Here is an 18,224-nt window from a genome sequence, read left to right as displayed (position 1 = left end):
CGGCCGCGCCGGGCCTTGGGACCATGAGGCCGCCGTCGCCCTCCGCCCGTCCCCGCGCGCCGCGCCTCCCCGGAGCCCCGGCCGCCTGCCTGGAAGGATCCCCATGACCACGTCCCCGCTCTTCGAGCCGATCACCGTCCGCGGCGTGACCGCGCGCAACCGCATCTGGGTCGCGCCCATGTGCCAGTACAGCATCGACGCGCGCGACGGGGTCCCCGGCGCGTGGCACCTCGCGCACCTCGGCTCGTTCGCCCGCGGCGGTGCCGGGCTCGTCATGGCGGAGGCCACCGGCGTCAGCCCCGAGGCGCGCATCACGCCCGAGGACACGGGCATCTGGGACGACGCGCAGCGCGACGCGTGGAAGCCGATCGTGGACTTCATCCACGAGATGGGCGCGGTCGCCGCGATCCAGCTCGCCCACGCCGGCCGCAAGGCCTCCACCTACTCGTTCTCGGGCCGCGGCACCATGCCCGCCGAGGAGGGCGGCTGGGAGACGGTCGCCCCGTCGGCCGAGCCGTTCCCCGGCTACGGCACGCCCGTCGCGCTCGACGCCGCGGGCCTGCGGAAGGTCGTCGACGACTTCGCCGCCGCCGCGCGCCGCTCGGTCGACGCGGGCTTCGACGTGCTCGAGATCCACGCCGCGCACGGCTACCTCATGCACCAGTTCCTCTCGCCGCTCAGCAACCACCGCGACGACGGGTTCGGCGGCAGCCTCGAGAACCGGGCCCGCCTCCTGCTCCAGGTGATCGACGCGGTGCGCGCCGAGGTCCCCGACGCGCCGCTGCTGGTGCGCTTCTCCGCCACCGACTGGGCGGGCGACGCGGGGTGGGACGAGCAGCAGACCGCGACGGTCGCCGGCTGGGCCGCCGAGCACGGCGCCGACTTCTTCGACATCTCCACCGGCGGGAACACCACGGGCGTCACGATCCCCGTCGCGCCCGGCTACCAGGTGCCCTTCGCCGAGTACGTGAAGGAGCACGCGAAGGTCGCGCTCAACGCCGTCGGCCTCATCACCGAGCCCGCGCAGGCCGAGGCCGTCGTCGCCGAGGGCCGTGCGGACGCCGTGATGCTCGGCCGCGAGATGCTGCGCGACCCGCACTTCGCGCTGCGGGCCGCGCACGAGCTGGGCGTCGAGATCGACTACTGGCCCAAGCAGTACGACCGCGCGCGCTGGGCCGCCTGACCCACCACGCCCGACGAGGACGACGGCCCAGCACCCCCTGGGGAGCCGGGCCGTCGTCCTGCGCGGGCGCGTCAGACGCGCCGGGTGGCGTCCTGCACCTCGCCGACGAGCTCCTCGATGATGTCCTCGAGGAACAGCACGCCGGTCGTCTCGCCTGACTCCGTGAAGGCGCGGGCGAGGTGGGCACCGGAGCGGCGCATCATCGCGAGGGCGTCCTCGAGCTCCGTGCCCTCGAAGACCGACACGAGCTGGCGGATCCGCTTGGCCGGCACGGGACGCACGAACTCGTCGGCCTCGTCGAGGTCGATGACGTCCTTGAGGTGCAGGTAGCCGGTCGGCTCCCCCGCCTCGTCCACGATCACGTACCGCGAGAAGCCGTGGCGGGCGACGGCGCGCTCGACCTCGGAAGGGCTCGCCGTCTCGGGCAGGCTGACCAGGGCGCCCAGCGGGATCGCGATGTCCTGCACCTTCTTGCCCGTGAACTCGAACGCCGCGGTGAGCGCGCCCGTGCGGTCCTCCAGCAGGCCCTCGCGCGTCGACTGGTCCACGATGCCCTGCACCTCGTCGAGCGTGAACGCGCTCGCGGCCTCGTCCTTCGGCTCGACCCTGGCCACGCGGAGCACCGCGTTGGAGATCGCGTTGAGGGCCACGATGAGCGGCTTCACGACGCGCGCGATCCCCACCAGCGGCGGCGCGAGCAGCAGGGCGGCCCGGTCCGGCACGGAGAACGAGATGTTCTTCGGCACCATCTCGCCCAGCACCACGTGCAGGAACGACACGATGAGCAGCGCGACGACGAACGCGATGGTGGAGATCGCCTCCTCCGGCAGCCCGGTCGCGCCCAGCGGGATCTCCAGCAGGTGGTGGATCGCGGGCTCCGACACGTTGAGGATCAGCAGCGAGCACACGGTGATGCCGAGCTGGGTGGTCGCCAGCATGAGCGTCGCGTGCTCCATCGCGAAGAGCGTGACGCGGGCGGCACGGCTGCCCTCCTCCGCCCGCGGCTCGATCTGCGACCGCTTCGCGGAGATGACCGCGAACTCGGCGCCGACGAAGAAGGCGTTGACGGCGAGCAGCACGACGAGCGCGATGATCCCCCCGGCGTACTCACCCACGGGACGGCTCCTTCCGCATGGCGGCGCGTTCCGCGTCCGCCTGTCTTCCGGCCTCGCGGTCGGCCTGCCGCTCGGCCTGGCGGTCCGCCTGGCGCTCGGCGCGCGTGCTGCCCACCGCGGTGGCGACGGGCACGGGGACGGGCGTGAAGCGGATGCGGTCGATCCGCCGGCCGTCGAGCCGCTCGACCCGGAGCGTGCCGGTCTCGAGCTCCAGCTCGTCGCCGACCACGGGTAGGCGGCCGAGCTCGCTCATGACGAAGCCCGCCGCCGTCTCATAGGGCCCCTCGTCGGGGATCCGGAGCCCGGTGCGCTCGAGGAGCTCGTCGGGTCGGAGCATCCCGGGGAACGTCAGCGAGTCGCGCGAGCGGACGACGCCGGCGCGCGTGCGGTCGTGCTCGTCGGCGAGCTCGCCGACCAGCTCCTCGACGAGGTCCTCGAGGGTCGCGACGCCGGCGGTGCCGCCGTACTCGTCCACGACGACGGCCATCTGGAACCCGCGGCCGCGCAGCTCGCCGAGGAGGTCGTCGAGCTTCATGGTCTCGGGCACGCGGATCGCCTCGGACTGCAGCGCCGTGACGGGCACCAGCGCGCGCTTCTCGCGCGGGACGGCCACGGCCTGCTTCACGTGCACGAGGCCGATGACGTCGTCGACGCCGTCGTCCGTGACGGGGAAGCGCGAGTAGCCGGTGGTCATGGCCAGCTCGATCACGGTCTGCGCGCTGTCGATGCGCTCCACCGACTTGACGCGGAGGCGCGGCGTCATGACGTCGGACGCCGTGAGGTCGGCGAAGCGCAGCGTGCGGCTCAGGAGCATCGCCGTGTCGTCCTCGAGGAGGCCGGCGAGCGCCGAGCGGCGGACGAGCGACGACAGCTCCTCCGCGCTCCTGGCGCCGGACAGCTCCTCCTTGGGCTCGATGCCGACGAGCCGGAGGATGCCGTTCGCGCTGTTGTTGAGCAGCAGCACGGCGGGCTTGAACACCGTGGTGAACAGCGTCTGGAAGGGGATGACGAGCTTGGCCGTCTCGCGCGGCAGGGCCAGGGCGAAGTTCTTCGGCACGAGCTCGCCGATGATCATCGACAGCAGGGTCGCGACGACGAGGGCCACGACGGTCGACACCGGGGAGACGAGCCCCTCGGCGAGGCCCGCGGACGTGAGCGGGCCGGCGAGCAGCAGGCTGAGCGCGGGCTCCATCGTGTATCCGGTGAGGAGCGTCGTCAGCGTGATGCCGAGCTGGGCGCTGGAGAGATGGGTCGAGGTGATGCGGAGCGCGCGGATGGGCGGGCCGAGCCGCTTCTCGCCGCGCTCCTGGCGCTTCTCGAGGTCGGAGCGGTCGAGGTTCACGAGCGCGAACTCGCTGGCCACGAAGAGGCCGGTGCCGAGGGTCAGGACGAGACCCGCGGCGAGGAGGAGCCATTCATGCACGGGGGCGGCTCCCGGGAGCCGGGCGCACGGCCGGCCTCAGTGGGAGGGGCGCGCGCGGCGGGGGTCTATGAGCAGGAGGGGGGTCGTCCATCGTCCGTCGAGCATACCGGGGCTCACCAGCCGACCGGCAGGGGCTTGCCCTCCTCGTAGCCCGCCGCGGACTGGATCCCGACGGCGGCCCGCTCGGCGAACTCGGCCCGCATGCGCGCCCCGGCGTAGGTGAACGCGCTGCGGACCCCGGACGTGATCGTGTCGAGCAGGTCCTCGAGCCCGGGACGGAGCGGGTCGATGCGGATGCGGCTGGTGGAGATCCCCTCCGCGAACAGCGTGCGCCTGGCCAGCTCGAAGGCCTCGCGGCGCCCGAACCGCTCCTGGACGGCACGCGTGGACGCCATGCCCCAGCTCTCCTTGGCGAGCCCGCCGTCCTCGTCGACGAGCAGGCGGCCGGGCGACTCGACGGTGCCCGCGAACCAGGATCCGATCATCACGCTCGCGGCGCCCGCGGCGAGGGCCAGCGCGACGTCGCGCGGGTACCGCACTCCCCCGTCCGCCCAGACGAGGGCACCGGCGGCGCGCGCGGCCTCGGCGGTGTCCAGGACCGCCGAGAACTGGGGTCGGCCGACGGCCGTCATCATGCGGGTGGTGCACATGGCGCCCGGCCCCACGCCGACCTTGACGATGTCGGCGCCCGCCTCGACGAGGTCGCGCGCCCCCTCGGCGGTGACGACGTTGCCGGCGACGAGCGGCACGCGCGGGTCGAGGGCGCGCACGTCGCGGATCGCCCGGAGCATCGCCTCCTGGTGCCCGTGGGCCGTGTCGAGGACGAGCACGTCGACGCCGGCGGCCAGCAGCGCGCGGGCGCGGCCGACCGGATCCCCGTTGACGCCGACCGCGGCTCCCACCGCGAGGCGCCCGCGCCCGTCGAGCGCGGGCGCGTAGACGGTGGACCGCAGGGCGCTGCGGCGGCTGAGCGTGCCGACCAGGCGGCCGTGCGCGAGCACGGGCGCGAAGTCGATCCCCGCGGCGTGCATCAGGTCGAAGGCCGCGCGTCCCGTGGGCACGTCGTCGGCATCCAGCGAGGCGAGCGCGCCGTGCGGCAGGTCGCCGAGCCGGGTGCCGTCGGGGACGCCCGCGAGCTGCGTGCCCTCGAGGCAGCCGACCATCTCGCCGTCCGCGTCGCGCAGCACGATGCCGTGGCCGGCGATGGGCGGCAGCAGCTCGCGCGCCTGGCCGGCGGTCGCGTCCGGAGGCAGCTCGAGGGGCGAGTCGTAGGCGACGGGCTGGTCCTTGACCCGGTGGATGGCGGCGTCCAGCTCCTGCGGGCGGAGGTCCTGCGGCAGGATCGCGATGCCGCCGCGGCGCGCGAGCACGGCGGCGAGCCGCGGGCCGGTGACCGAGCCCATGTTGCTCGCGACCACCGGGATGGTGCACGGCGTGCCGTCGCCGGGCGCGAGGTCGACGTCCATCCGGCTCGCGACGTCGGACCGGCCCGGGCTCAGGAACACGTCCGAGTAGGTCAGGTCGTGGGCGGGAGCCTCTCCGGTGAACCTCATCCCCCGACGCTATCCCCGGTGCCCGGCCGCACGCCAGGGCGGCGGCCCGGCCGCGCCCCGACGCGCCGCTCCCGGCAGCCCGACCGGGGGAAGGTTTAGGCTGGGTGATCGTGGACGCGCGGCACGCGAACGGGCCGCGCGAGGCAGACGACCAACAGCAAGAGAGCGGGCGATCAACTGTGTCGAGCCAGGTGACTGGTACGGGGACCGATGACGGTTCCACGGGCGACTTCGGAGCCAACGAGTGGCTCGTCGACGAGATGTACGAGAGGTTCGTGGTCGACAAGGACTCGGTCGACCGCAGCTGGTGGCCGATCCTGGAGAACTACCACACCACCGTGATCGAGGGCCGCGCGGCGACGCCGGCCACCGGCGACCAGACCGCCGAGGCGCAGATCCCGGACGCGGAGAGCGCCTCCGCCCCCGCGACGACCAACGCCGGGTCGCCGACGCCGACCCCCGCGTCCGCCGGCCAGCCCGATGCGCAGGCGCAGCAGCCCGCCACCGGATCCCAGCCCGCCGCGCGCACCACGAGCATCGCCCCGAAGCAGCAGCCGATCCCCGCGCAGGCGCCGTCGAAGGCCCCGGCCAAGAAGGGCGCCGAGCCCACGCCGCCCGGCGAGGACGAGGTCTCCCCCCTCCGCGGCATGGCCAAGTCCCTGGCGACCAACATGGACGCGTCGCTCACCATCCCCACCGCGACGAGCGTCCGCACCATCCCGGCGAAGCTGATGATCGACAACCGGATCGTCATCAACAACCACCTCAAGCGGGCTCGCGGCGGCAAGGTGTCGTTCACGCACCTCATCGGCTGGGCGCTCATCCAGGCGCTCAAGGAGTTCCCGAGCCAGAACGTGCACTACGACGAGGTCGACGGCAAGCCCAGCGTCGTCTCCCCCGCGCACATCAACCTCGGCATCGCGATCGACATGCCGAAGCCCGACGGCACGCGCGCGCTCCTCGTCCCGAGCATCAAGGGCGCCGAGGCCATGACCTTCGGCGAGTTCCTCACGGCGTACGAGGACCTGGTGAAGAAGGCGCGCGGCAACAAGCTCGCCGCGGGCGACTTCGCCGGCACCACCATCTCGCTCACGAACCCCGGCGGCATCGGCACGGTCCACTCCGTGCCGCGCCTCATGAAGGGCCAGGGTGCCATCATCGGCGCCGGCGCCCTCGAGTACCCGGCCGAGTTCCAGGGCTCCTCCCCCAAGACGCTCGTCGAGCTCGGCATCGGCAAGACCATCACGCTCACGAGCACGTACGACCACCGCGTCATCCAGGGCGCGGGCTCGGGCGAGTTCCTCAAGATCGTGCACGAGCGCCTCATCGGCCAGCACGGCTTCTACGAGGACATCTTCGCGGCGCTCCGCATCCCGTACGACCCCATCCAGTGGGCCACCGACATCAACGTCGACCTCTCCGAGCGGGTCTCCAAGACCAGCCGCGTGCAGGAGCTCATCAACGCGTACCGCGTCCGCGGGCACCTCATGGCGGACATCGACCCGCTCGAGTACCAGCAGCGCACGCACCCGGACCTCGAGATCACGAACCACGGGCTCACATTCTGGGACCTGGACCGCGAGTTCGTCACCGACGGCTTCGGTGGCCGCCGTCAGGCGCTCCTCCGCGACGTCCTCGGGATCCTGCGCGACTCCTACTGCCGCACGATCGGCATCGAGTACATGCACATCCAGCAGCCCGAGGAGCGGAGCTGGATCCAGGGCAAGGTCGAGCAGCCCTACGCGAAGCCCACGCACGACGAGCAGATGCGCATCCTCTCCAAGCTCAACGAGTCGGAGGCGTTCGAGACGTTCCTCCAGACGAAGTACGTCGGGCAGAAGCGCTTCAGCCTCGAGGGCGGCGAATCCACGATCTCGCTCCTCGACACGCTCCTCCAGGGAGCCGCCGACCACGGGCTCGACGAGGTCGCGATCGGCATGGCCCACCGCGGCCGCCTCAACGTCCTCACCAACATCGCGGGCAAGAGCTACGGCCAGATCTTCCGCGAGTTCGAGGGAACGCAGGACCCGCGCACGGTGCAGGGTTCCGGCGACGTGAAGTACCACCTCGGCACCGAGGGCACCTTCCGGGGCGTCCACGGCGAGGAGATGCCGGTGTACCTCGCGGCGAACCCGTCGCACCTCGAGGCCGTCAACGGCGTGCTCGAGGGCATCGTCCGCGCCAAGCAGGACCGCAAGCCCATCGGATCGTTCTCCGTCCTGCCGATCCTCGTGCACGGCGACGCGTCGATGGCCGGCCAGGGCGTCGTGTTCGAGACCCTGCAGCTGTCGCAGCTGCGCGCCTACCGCACGGGCGGCACGGTGCACATCGTGATCAACAACCAGGTCGGATTCACCACGCCGCCGTCGGAGTCCCGCTCGTCGGTGTACTCGACCGACGTGGCCAAGAGCATCCAGGCGCCGATCTTCCACGTGAACGGCGACGACCCGGAGGCCGTGGCGCGCGTCGCGCACCTCGCCTTCGAGTTCCGCCAGGAGTTCAAGAAGGACGTCGTCATCGACCTCGTCTGCTACCGCCGTCGCGGCCACAACGAGGGCGACGACCCGTCGATGACGCAGCCGCTCATGTACAACCTCATCGAGGCCAAGCGCTCGGTGCGGAAGCTCTACACGGAGGCGCTCGTCGGCCGCGGCGACATCACCCAGGAGGAGTACGACGCGGCGCAGAAGGACTTTCAGGACCGCCTGGAGCGCGCCTTCGCGGAGACGCACGCGGCGCAGACCTCGTCCATCCCCATCCAGACCGGCGACGCCGGTGCGGTCGCGGACCTGGAGCGCCCCGACTCCCAGCAGGACGACGGACACGGCGAGCCCGAGACCACGGGCGTCTCCGAGTCCGTGATCCACGCGGTGGGCGACGCGCACGACAACCCGCCGCAGGGCTTCTCGGTCCACCCGAAGCTGCAGGCGCTCATGCGCAAGCGGCTCGAGATGAGCCGCAGCGGATCCATCGACTGGGCCTTCGGCGAGCTGCTCGCCATCGGCTCGCTCCTGCTGGAGAACACGCCCGTCCGCCTCGCCGGCCAGGACTCGCGCCGCGGCACGTTCGTCCAGCGCCACGCGGTGCTGCACGACCGCGACAACGGCCAGGAGTGGCTGCCCCTCGCGAACCTGAGCGAGCGCCAGGCGCGGTTCTGGATCTACGACACCCTGCTCAGCGAGTACGCGGCCATGGGCTTCGAGTACGGCTACTCCGTCGAGCGGCCCGACGCCCTGGTGCTCTGGGAGGCGCAGTTCGGCGACTTCGCCAACGGCGCGCAGACCATCATCGACGAGTTCATCTCCTCCGCCGAGCAGAAGTGGGGCCAGCGCTCGAGCGTCGTGCTGCTGCTGCCGCACGGCTACGAGGGCCAGGGACCCGACCACTCGTCCGCGCGCATCGAGCGCTTCCTCCAGCTGTGCGCCGAGCAGAACATGACCGTCGCGCGTCCCTCGACGCCCGCGTCGTACTTCCACCTGCTGCGTCGCCAGGCCTACTCGCGGCCCCGCCGTCCGCTCGTGGTCTTCACGCCGAAGGCCATGCTGCGGCTCCGCGGCGCGACGAGCGACGTCGAGGCCTTCACCTCGGGCCGCTTCGAGCCGGTGATCGACGACGTCCGGATCCAGGACCGCGGTGCGGTCCGCCGCGTGCTCCTCCACTCGGGCAAGGTGCACTACGACCTGCTCGGCGAGCTGGAGAAGCGCCAGGACACCTCGATCGCCCTCGTTCGGCTCGAGCAGTTCTACCCGTTCCCCGAGGAGCAGGTGCGCCGCGTCGTCGAGTCCTATCCCGGAGCCGAGGTCGTCTGGGTGCAGGACGAGCCCGAGAACCAGGGCGCCTGGCCGTTCGTGCACGTGGAGCTCGGCCGGGTCCTGCCCGACCGTCAGGTGCGCGTCGTCTCGCGCCCGGCCGCGGCGTCGCCGGCGGCCGGCTCGAGCAAGCGCCATGCCACGGAGCAGACGGACCTGATCGCGCGGGCCACCGCGGAGTGATCCACCCGGGCACCCGCCCGACGAGATGAGAGGCCCGGTCCCCCAGGGGGATCGGGCCTCTCGCTGTGCCGCCGGGCGCGCCGCCCTGCCGGGCAGGCCGCCGTGGGGTCAGCCGAGCTTGGAGTAGCGGATGCCGGAGGCGTGGTACCCGCGGCGCGCGTAGAAGCGCGTGACGTTGTCGCGGGCCGCCGCCGAGGTCGCGAGGAACCGCGTCGCGCCGTGCTCGCGCGCCCACGCCTCGTAGTGGCGGATGAGGTCGGATCCGATGCCGCCCGCCTGGCGTCCCTCGCGCACGACCAGGATGATCAGCTGCGCGAGCGGCTCGTCGTCGGCGAGGCCCCACATGAGGTGACCGCCCGCGAGGCCGGCGATCTCGCCGGCGTCGTCGCGCACCACCCACGTCTCGTGGCCGGCCGCGGCGGTCATGCGCGAGAGCCGTGCGGCGACCCGATCCTCGTCCACCTCGTAGTCGAGCAGCCGCAGCAGCTCGACGATGACGGTGAGATCGGACGGGGACGGCGTCCCGAGGGACTGGATCGCGTTGGTCACGTCCCGAGATTACCGGGAGAGCCGCGCCGCCCCGGTCAGTGCGTGGCCTGGATGGCGCGCAGCTTCGCCATCACCTGCGTGCGCAGGTCCTCCGGGGCCGCCTCGGTGCAGGCGCGGCGCACGGTGTCCCGCAGGACGACGCCGACGCGGTGCTCGCGCGCGCAGTCCGGGCAGTTCGCCATGTGCTCGCGGATGTCGGCGGCGTCCGCCTTGTCGAGCTCGTGGTGCAGGTACTCTTCGAGATCCTTCTTGGCCTTGTCGCAGCCGCAGTCGCTCATTTGGTCGCTCCAGTGAGGTGCGCGGTGGAGATGCCCCGCTCGCGCGCGTAGTCGGAAAGCAGGCTCCGCAGCATCCGGCGGCCGCGGTGCAGGCGGCTCATGACGGTGCCCACGGGGGTCTTCATGATGTCGGCGATCTCCTGGTAGGAGAAGCCCTCCACGTCAGCGAAGTAGACGGCCATGCGGAAGTCCTCCGGGATGGACTGCAGCGCGTCCTTGACGGTGCTGTCCGGGAGGTGGTCGATGGCCTCGGCCTCGGCGGAGCGCGTGGTTGTCGCCGTGGCGCTCGTCGCGCCGCCCAGCTGCCAGTCCTCGAGCTCGTCGATGGTGCCGTTGTAGGGGTCCCGCTGCTTCTTGCGGTAGTTGTTGATGAAGGTGTTCGTGAGGATCCGGTACAGCCAGGCCTTGAGGTTCGTGCCCTGCTTGAACTGGTGGAAGGCCGTGTAGGCCTTCACGAACGTCTCCTGCACCAGGTCCTGCGCGTCGGCGGGATTGCGCGTCATGCGCAGGCCCGCCGCGTACAGCTGGTCGATGAAGGGGAGCGCCTGCTCCTCGAAGAGCTCGCGGTTGTCGCCGGGCTGGGCGGCTCGGGGCTCCTCGGCCGGGGCCTCGGCCTGCTCGGCCTGCTGCTGGCCGGCGGCCTCCTCGGTGGAGTGCACGACGGCCTCTACGAGCTCCGCGGGCGCGGCCGACGCGATGGGCGCGTCGCCCCCGGTGGTGTCGGCCGGCGCGTCGTGACTGGTGTTCCCTGAAGTGGCCATCAGGGCAGATTCTACGGCGCGCACGAGCTCGACGGACGGTGCCGCCGGTGCTGTTCTCGTGATCACGGGTGATCCTTCCCGGCCCGGGATCCGGGCCTGCCGGACGCCTGCCCGGTACTCTGGTGAACCCATGGAGATCTTCAGGTATTCCGGTCCCACCTTCAGCCCGTACGACGACGACCGCACCCACGCGCCCGTGCCGACGGACGACGGGCCCTGGGCGGCGCCGGTGGCGGACGGGCCGCTCGACGCGACCGTGCCGCTGCCGGGATCCAAGAGCCTGACGAACCGCGAGCTGGTCCTCTCCGCCCTCGCCGACTCCCCCTCCACGCTGCGCGCGCCGCTCCGGTCGCGCGACACCCGCCTCATGGTGGAGGCGCTGCGGGCCCTCGGCACCGTCATCGAGGAGGTCGACGGCGACGGCGCCTTCGGGCCCGACCTGCGGATCACGCCGGTGGAGCTCGCAGGCGGGATCACCATCGAGTGCGGCCTCGCCGGCACCGTGATGCGCTTCCTCCCGCCCGTCGCCGCGCTCGCCCTCGGGCCGGTGTCCTTCGACGGCGACCCGAGCGCCCGCCGTCGCCCCATGTCCGGCACCATCGAGGCGCTCCGGGCCCTCGGCGTCGACGTCAACGACGACGGGCGCCGCGCGCTGCCGTTCAGCCTGTACGGAACGGGCGAGGTGCCGGGCGGCGAGATCGCCATCGACGCCTCCGCGTCCAGCCAGTTCGTCTCCGGGCTGCTGCTCGCCGCGCCGCGCTTCGCCCAGGGGCTGCGGCTCCGGCACACCGGGGAGAAGCTGCCGAGCATGCCGCACATCGAGATGACCATCCGCACGCTCGCCGAGCGCGGCGTCGTGGTCGAGAGCCCGGAACCGGGCCTCTGGATCGTGCCCTCCTCCCCCATCGCCGGACGCGAGGTGCGCATCGAGCCGGACCTCTCGAACGCCGCGCCGTTCCTCGCCGCCGCGCTCGTCGCCGGCGGCCGCGTCGCGATCCCCGGCTGGCCCGAGGAGACCACGCAGGTCGGAGCCGACCTCGCGCACCTGCTGCCGCGCTTCGGCGCGACCGTCACGCGCGAGGGCGGCGCGCTCGTCGTCGACGGCGGCCCCGGTCTGGCCGCGGGCGGACGCATCCCCGGCGTCGACCTCGACCTGAGCACCGGCGGCGAGCTGGCGCCCGCGCTGGTCGCGCTCGCGGCACTCGCCGACGGGCCCAGCCGGATCACGGGCATCGGGCACCTGCGCGGGCACGAGACCGACCGGCTGGCGGCGCTGGCGGCGGAGATCACCGGGCTCGGCGGATCCGTCACCGAGCTCGAGGACGGCCTCGCGATCTCCCCCGCCCCGCTGCACGGCGGCCCGTGGCGCGCCTACGAGGACCACCGCATGGCGACCGCGGGCGCGATCGTCGGCCTGGCCGTCCCCGGCGTGGAGATCGACGACATCGGCACGACCGCCAAGACGCTGCCCGAGTTCCCCGAGCTGTGGCTCGGCCCGCTCCTCGGCCGCGCGCCGCGGGCCGGCGTCGACCCCCTCGCCCTCGGCGGCATCACCGGGCCGGGCGCCGCGGGCGGGCTCGGCGGCCTCCTGTGAGCTGGCTCGCGGATCCCGAGCAGGACGACGGCGTCTGGGACGCCTACGACGAGTCCTCGGTGCGCGTCCGGCCGAACCCCAAGGGCAACAAGCCGCGCAGCAAGCAGCGGCCCGGGCACACCGACTCCGTCGAGGGCCGCGTGCTCACGGTCGACCGCGGCCGCTTCGGCGTGCTCGTGGGCGAGGACACCGCGGACGAGCACACGCTCATCGCGACGCGCGCCCGCGAGCTCGGCAAGAAGGCCGTGGTCACGAACGACCGCGTCGACATCGTCGGGGACACCTCGGGCGACGAGGGCAGCCTGTCGCGCATAGTCCGCATCGCCCCGCGGCGCACGCTGCTGCGCCGGAGCGCCGACGACTCCGACGCCGTCGAGCGCGTGATCGTCGCGAACGCCGACCAGATGCTCATCGTCGTGGCCGCCGCCGAGCCCGAACCGCGCGCACGCCTCGTCGACCGCTACCTGGTGGCGGCGTTCGACGCCGGGATCCAGCCGATCCTCTGCATCACGAAGTCGGACGTTGCCGACCCCGCGCCGTTCGCCGCCCACTTCCGCGTCCTCGACGTGCCCATCGTCCTGAGCCGCTCCGACGACGTGCCGCTCGACGAGCTGCGGGCGCTGCTGGCGGACCGCACCACCGTCGCGGTGGGCCACTCGGGCGTCGGCAAGTCGACGCTGGTCAACGCGCTCGTGCCGGACGCGAAGCGCGCCACGGGCGTCGTCAACCAGGTCACAGGCCGGGGACGCCACACCTCGAGCTCCACGGTGTCCATGCGCGTCGAGACGGGCGACGGCGGCCACGGCTGGATCATCGACACCCCGGGGGTCCGCTCCTTCGGCCTCGGCCACGTGGATCCGGCGAACATCCTCCGCTCGTTCGCCAGCTACGCCCACCTGCCCGAAGGCGAGCCCCCGGGCGGGATCCCCCTCACGGAGGCGCACGACTGGGAGATCGTGGACCGGGTCGAGGCGGGCGAGCTGGGCGACGCCGGGCGCGAGCGCCTGCACTCGCTGCAGCACCTCGTCGCGAACCGGTCGGACGCCGTCAAGGGAGAGTGATCGGGCGGCGCCGGGCCGATCGCTAGGCTCGACCCCGTGGCCTCCGAACCCCTGCACTCCCTGTCGTCCGACCTGCGGCTCGCCCGGGAGCTGGCCGACATGGCCGACGCGATCTCGCTCGACCGCTTCCGCTCGGCCGACCTCGCCATCGAGACGAAGGCCGACTCCAGCTGGGTCACCGACGCCGACACGTCCGTCGAGCGGGCGATCCGGGCCGGCATCGCCGACAGCCGCCCGCACGACAGCGTGCTCGGCGAGGAGTACGGCACGTCCGGGTCGTCGTCCCGGCAGTGGATCGTGGATCCCATCGACGGCACCTCGAACTTCGCCCGCGGCGTGCCCGTGTGGGGCACCCTCATCGCGCTCGCGGTCGACGGCGTCCCCGTGGTCGGCGTCGTCAGCGCTCCCGCGCTCGGCCGCCGCTGGTGGGGCGCGACCGGCCTCGGCGCGTACGTCGACGACACGCTCGGGCAGGCCACCACCTCCCAGGAGCGCCGGATCCGGGTCTCGGACGTCGACCGCCTGGAGGACGCCTCGATGAGCGTCGCCGGCGTGCAGCGCTGGCGCGACGCCGACCGCCTCGACGAGCTGCTCGACCTCTCGGGTCGTGTCAAGCGCTCCCGCGACTTCGGCGACATGTGGGCCTACATGCTGCTCGCCGAGGGACTGCTCGACATCGCGGGCGAGCACGACCTGAAGCCCTACGACATGGCCGCGCTGATCCCTGTCATCGAGGAAGCGGGCGGACGCTTCACGTCGATCGACGGCGACGCCGGGCCGTGGCACGGATCCGCGCTCGCCACGAACGGGCGCCTGCACGACGCCGTGCTGGCGGTCGTCGCGCGCTGAGCCCGCGCCCGCCGTGCCGTCCGCTCAGGCGGTCGCGGCGCGCTCCCGGCGTCGGCGGCGCTGGCCGAGGTCGACCAGGCCGAGCGTGAGGGCCACGGCCACCAGCGCGATCGTCACGAGGAAGCCGTTGCGGAACCCGTCGTGGTACACCGCCAGGCTCGCGTCGCCGCCGCCCGTGGCCTCCGCGTAGAGCGTGCTGAAGAAGGTGGCCGACGCGGCCGCGACGCCCACGGCGGTGCCGACGCGCTGGCCGACCTGCGCCATGGATCCGGCGACGCCGCCCTCGGTCACGGGGATCTCGGCGAGCGTGAGCGTCTGGTTCGGCGAGATCACGAAGCCCGCGCCGACGCCCGCGACGAGCATCGCCGCGGCCATCGCCCACGGCGTCGCCTCCTGCGGCGTGAGCACGGCGGCCAGGAGCAGCAGCGTGATGCCGACCGCGACGATCGCGAGCCCGATCACCACCAGTTGCCTGCCCAGCCGCGAGACCAGACGCCCGCCGATCCACGCGGTGACGGCGGAGGACAGCGCGAACGGGATGCTGACCATGCCCGCGAACACGGGCGCGAGGCCGAGGCCCTGCTGGAGGTACAGCGTCGTGAGCAGGAACACCGCGGGGATGGCGGCGAAGTACGCGGTGGCGATGAGGATCCCGTTGCGGTACGAGGACAGCCGGAACAGCGCGAAGTGCACGACCGGCGACTCCCCCGATCGCTCGTAGCGCCGCTCCCACGCGACGAAGAGCGCCGCGGCCACGACGGCCCCGGCGAGCCAGATCCACCGGAGCGGGTCGTCGTCCGGCCCGCCCGTCGTCAGGACGAACGGCAGCATGAGCGAGAACGTGGCGACCGCCAGCAGCACGACGCCGACGGGGTCGAGGCCCGTCTTCGCCTGGGGCCGCGCCTGCCTCCGCGGCAGCAGCCTGAGCGCGAACGCGATGGCGACCACCCCGAGCGGGATGTTCATCCAGAACAGCAGGCGCCACCCGTCCTCGGGTCCGCCCAGCTGGATCAGCAGGCCGCCGAGCGTCGGACCGAACGCGGTCGCGATTCCGACGACGGCGCCGAACAGGCCGAACGCGCGCGCCCGCTCCTCGCCCTGGAAGAGCTGCTGGATGAGCCCGAGCACCTGCGGCATCTGGATGCCCGCGGCGACGCCCTGGAGGATGCGCGCGACCACGAGGGTCTTCACGTCCGGCGCGATGGCGCACAGCAGGCTCGCGATGGTGAAGGAGCTGAGGCCGACGACGAACATGAGCCGGCGGCTGCGGATGTCGCCGAGGCGTCCGGCGGGCACGAGGGCCAGGCCGAACGCGAGGGCGTAGCCGGCGACGATGAGCTGCAGGTCGGTTGATCCGGCGCCGAGCGACTCCTCGATCGACGGGAGCCCGACGTTCACCTTCGAGAGGTCGAGGATCGTGAGCGCCGCGACGCCGACGCAGACCCAGAAGGCCTGCCAGCGGGTGCGTTCCTGGTCGTCGGTCGGGGTCGTGCCCGCTGTGGTGCGTCCGGTCATGAGGTATCGAATCCCATACACGGGCTATGTATTCCCGCTCCCGTGAGCGCGGGCGACATGCCCCGACCAGCGTGCTCCTCCTCTGGGGGAATCGTCCGGCGTGTCCCTATGCTGAACAGCGAGCCAACAGCGTCCGCCGGAGCGGGCCGCCGGGGATCCCGCTCCTACTCTGGGGACTTCGTGCCGGTCCGGCGCGACCGCCCGCGAGCACGCCGACGTGCTCAGCCCGAGAGGACACCATGAAGAACCGCGCCCGCCGTCTCACCGCCTCGCTCGCCGCCGTCGTCGCGGCCGGGCTCGCCCTCAGCGGATGCGGGTCGTCCCAAGACAGCGGCACCGCGGATCCCGCCGTCTCCCCCGCGACAGGCGACACCCTCATCGTCTACACGAACTCCAACGGCGACGGCCGCGGGGACTGGGTGACGGCGGAGGCGGCGAAGGCGGGCTTCGACATCCAGATCGTGGGCCTCGGCGGCGCCGACCTCGCCAACCGCATCGTCGCGGAGAAGAACAACCCCGTCGGGGACGTGGTGTTCGGGCTCAACAACATGTACTTCGAGAACCTCAAGGCGGAGGACGCGATCACCGCCTACACGCCCGCGTGGTCGGGCGAGGTCGACCAGGCCGCCGGCGATCCCGCCGACGGCGCGTACTGGCCGCTCGTGGAGCAGGCCATCGTCACCGTCCACGACGCGAAGCAGACCTCGGGCGGCGCCGTGCCGGGGGACGTCACGGATCTCTACTCCTCGAAGTACGAGGGGAAGTACGAGGTGAACACGCGGCTCGGCGAGGCGACCCCGCAGCTCATCCTCGCGGGCCTCCTCGCGCCCTACGAGGACCCGGACGGCGACCTCGGCATCAGCGACGCGGGCTGGGAGGTCGTGAAGGACTACTTCGCGAACGGATCCCCCGCGGTCGAGGGCACCGACCTCTACGCCCGCCTCTCCCGAGGCGAGGTCGCGTTCGGCACCCTCGCCTCCAGCGGCATCGCGGCGCGCGACGCGCAGTACGGCACCACCACCGAGATCGTCCCCGCGAAGGCCGGCGTCCCGTTCGTCACGGAGCAGATCGCCGAGATCGCCGGCACGAAGAAGGAGGAGCGCGCCCGCGCGTTCATCGACTGGTTCGGCAGCGCCGACGTGCAGGGCGCGTTCGCGGAGAAGTTCTCGAGCTACCCCGTCAACACGACGGCACGCGAGAAGGCGCTGCCGGCCGTGAAGGAGCTCATCGAGTCGCTCGACAAGCAGGACGTCGACTACGGCTTCGTGCGCGAGCACATCGCCGACTGGGTCGAGAAGACCGAGCTGGAGTACCTGCCCTGATGATCCGCTTCGACGACGTCGAGGTGCGCTTCGGCGACCAGGTGGCGATCCCCGGGCTCGACCTCGAGATCCACGAGGGCGAGTTCTTCACCCTGCTCGGGCCGTCCGGCTGCGGCAAGACGACCGCGCTGCGGACGCTCGCCGGCTTCGTCGACCCCAGCCGCGGCGACATCGTGATCGACGGCCAGGTCGCCACGCGCCTCCCCAGCGAGAAGCGCCGCGTCGGCATGGTCTTCCAGAACTACGCGCTCTTCCCGAGCATGTCGGTGCGGCAGAACATCGCGTTCGGCCTCACGGTCCGGAAGGCTGGCAAGGCCGAGACCGACCGCCTCGTGCGCGCGATGGCCGACCAGGTCGAGCTGAGCGCGGCCCAGCTCGACAAGAACGTGGCCGAGCTCTCCGGCGGGCAGCAGCAGCGCGTCGCCATCGCGCGGGCGCTCGTGCTCGAGCCGCGGATCCTCCTGCTCGACGAGCCGCTCTCCAACCTCGACGCCAAGCTCCGCGTGCAGCTGCGCGACCAGCTGAAGGGCCTGCAGTCGCGCCTCGGCATCACGACCGTGTACGTGACGCACGACCAGGAGGAGGCGCTCACCATGAGCGACCGCATCGCGGTCTTCGACGCGGGGCGCATCGAGCAGGTCGGCACCCCGGAGGACATCTACGACCGGTCGGCCACCGAGTTCGTCGCGACCTTCGTCGGCGCCATCAACGCGCTCGGCCCCTCGACGGTCGCGCGCCTCCGTGACGCCGGGGCGACCGACCTCGACTCCTCGGGCCGCGCCTACGTCCGGCTCGAGCGCGTGTCGGTGGCCGCCCGTGACGCCGCCCCCGCGGATCCGCGCCGTGTGCGCATCGACGGGGTGGTCGCCGAGCGCACGTACCACGGCTCGTACAGCACCTACCGGGTCGACCTCGGGGACGATGCCGTCGAGGCGCTCGTCGCCGAGACGGGCGCGCCGCCGCTGGCGCCCGGGACCGAGGTCGCCGTGGGCATCGACCCGGCCGCGATCCTCCGGTACCGGTCGTAGC

Annotated in this window: 14 protein-coding genes; 7 read left to right on the top strand and 7 right to left on the bottom strand. The window is 72.6% G+C overall.

The window, feature by feature from the left end; translation table 11 throughout:
• The first annotated feature begins 103 nt into the window (after positions 1 to 103).
• On the top strand, positions 104 to 1,183 hold the full coding sequence (locus ITJ40_RS06570) for an NADH:flavin oxidoreductase/NADH oxidase (RefSeq protein WP_194666285.1): 1,080 nt from the start codon (positions 104 to 106) through the stop codon (positions 1,181 to 1,183).
• A 71-nt stretch (positions 1,184 to 1,254) separates the two neighbouring features.
• Here ITJ40_RS06570 and ITJ40_RS06565 read toward each other — a convergent pair whose 3' ends face one another.
• The 3 genes from ITJ40_RS06565 to ITJ40_RS06555 all read right to left on the bottom strand — a co-directional run bounded on the left by ITJ40_RS06565 (position 1,255) and on the right by ITJ40_RS06555 (position 5,274).
• Positions 1,255 to 2,298, bottom strand: a complete 1,044-nt coding sequence (locus tag ITJ40_RS06565) for a hemolysin family protein (protein ID WP_194666284.1) — start codon at positions 2,296 to 2,298, stop codon at positions 1,255 to 1,257.
• A complete protein-coding gene (locus ITJ40_RS06560) occupies positions 2,291 to 3,721 on the bottom strand; it encodes a hemolysin family protein (RefSeq protein ID WP_194666283.1) in 1,431 nt (476 codons plus the stop codon). Before ITJ40_RS06560 ends, ITJ40_RS06565 begins: the two co-directional genes overlap by 8 nt.
• Positions 3,722 to 3,834: 113 nt before the next feature.
• A complete protein-coding gene (locus ITJ40_RS06555) occupies positions 3,835 to 5,274 on the bottom strand; it encodes a GuaB1 family IMP dehydrogenase-related protein (RefSeq protein ID WP_194666282.1) in 1,440 nt (479 codons plus the stop codon).
• 179 nt (positions 5,275 to 5,453) lie between these two features.
• Between ITJ40_RS06555 and ITJ40_RS06550 the strand changes: the two genes are divergently transcribed.
• The gene (locus ITJ40_RS06550; protein ID WP_194666281.1) at positions 5,454 to 9,266 is read left to right on the top strand and encodes a multifunctional oxoglutarate decarboxylase/oxoglutarate dehydrogenase thiamine pyrophosphate-binding subunit/dihydrolipoyllysine-residue succinyltransferase subunit; all 3,813 of its coding nucleotides are present in this window, start codon (positions 5,454 to 5,456) and stop codon (positions 9,264 to 9,266) included.
• A 108-nt stretch (positions 9,267 to 9,374) separates the two neighbouring features.
• On the opposite strand, the gene ITJ40_RS06545 is transcribed toward ITJ40_RS06550, so the two are convergent.
• The 3 genes from ITJ40_RS06545 to ITJ40_RS06535 are packed head-to-tail and all read right to left on the bottom strand — an operon-like array spanning position 9,375 to position 10,854.
• The gene (locus ITJ40_RS06545) at positions 9,375 to 9,815 is read right to left on the bottom strand and encodes a GNAT family N-acetyltransferase (protein ID WP_194666280.1); all 441 of its coding nucleotides are present in this window, start codon (positions 9,813 to 9,815) and stop codon (positions 9,375 to 9,377) included.
• A gap of 35 nt (positions 9,816 to 9,850) precedes the next feature.
• A complete protein-coding gene (rsrA, locus tag ITJ40_RS06540) occupies positions 9,851 to 10,093 on the bottom strand; it encodes a mycothiol system anti-sigma-R factor (RefSeq protein WP_194666279.1) in 243 nt (80 codons plus the stop codon).
• Positions 10,090 to 10,854 carry a sigma-70 family RNA polymerase sigma factor gene (locus ITJ40_RS06535; protein WP_228511844.1) on the bottom strand — a complete coding sequence of 255 codons (765 nt, stop codon included), beginning with the start codon at positions 10,852 to 10,854 and terminating at the stop codon, positions 10,090 to 10,092. The genes rsrA and ITJ40_RS06535 overlap by 4 nt, the downstream gene beginning before the upstream one ends.
• A 130-nt stretch (positions 10,855 to 10,984) precedes the next feature.
• On the opposite strand from ITJ40_RS06535, the gene aroA reads away from it, so the two are divergent.
• Genes aroA through ITJ40_RS06520 form a run of 3 tightly spaced genes read left to right on the top strand, consistent with a single transcriptional unit; the run spans position 10,985 to position 14,358 of the window.
• Positions 10,985 to 12,448: a 3-phosphoshikimate 1-carboxyvinyltransferase gene (gene aroA / locus ITJ40_RS06530; protein WP_194666278.1), complete on the top strand. Its 1,464-nt coding sequence runs from the start codon at positions 10,985 to 10,987 to the stop codon at positions 12,446 to 12,448.
• Positions 12,445 to 13,509 (top strand): ribosome small subunit-dependent GTPase A, encoded by a 1,065-nt coding sequence (gene rsgA, locus ITJ40_RS06525; RefSeq protein WP_194666277.1) that lies wholly within the window; start codon positions 12,445 to 12,447, stop codon positions 13,507 to 13,509. Before aroA ends, rsgA begins: the two co-directional genes overlap by 4 nt.
• A gap of 36 nt (positions 13,510 to 13,545) precedes the next feature.
• Positions 13,546 to 14,358, top strand: coding sequence for an inositol monophosphatase family protein (locus ITJ40_RS06520; protein ID WP_194666276.1), 813 nt, complete (start codon positions 13,546 to 13,548; stop codon positions 14,356 to 14,358).
• Positions 14,359 to 14,382: 24 nt separating this feature from the next.
• Here ITJ40_RS06520 and ITJ40_RS06515 read toward each other — a convergent pair whose 3' ends face one another.
• Positions 14,383 to 15,873, bottom strand: a complete 1,491-nt coding sequence (locus ITJ40_RS06515) for an MFS transporter (RefSeq protein ID WP_194666275.1) — start codon at positions 15,871 to 15,873, stop codon at positions 14,383 to 14,385.
• Positions 15,874 to 16,112: 239 nt separating this feature from the next.
• Between ITJ40_RS06515 and ITJ40_RS06510 the strand changes: the two genes are divergently transcribed.
• Entirely contained in the window at positions 16,113 to 17,195 is a 1,083-nt protein-coding gene (locus ITJ40_RS06510; RefSeq protein WP_194666274.1) for an extracellular solute-binding protein, read from the top strand.
• Entirely contained in the window at positions 17,195 to 18,223 is a 1,029-nt protein-coding gene (locus ITJ40_RS06505) for an ABC transporter ATP-binding protein (protein WP_194666273.1), read from the top strand. Before ITJ40_RS06510 ends, ITJ40_RS06505 begins: the two co-directional genes overlap by 1 nt.
• Position 18,224 lies beyond the last annotated feature (1 nt).

This window comes from Clavibacter sp. VKM Ac-2872, assembly GCF_015351105.1.
In the GTDB taxonomy this organism is placed as follows: Bacteria; Actinomycetota; Actinomycetes; order Actinomycetales; family Microbacteriaceae; genus Clavibacter.
The sequence above is the reverse complement of the archived record's forward strand: the minus strand, read 5'-3'. Positions and strand labels throughout refer to the sequence as shown.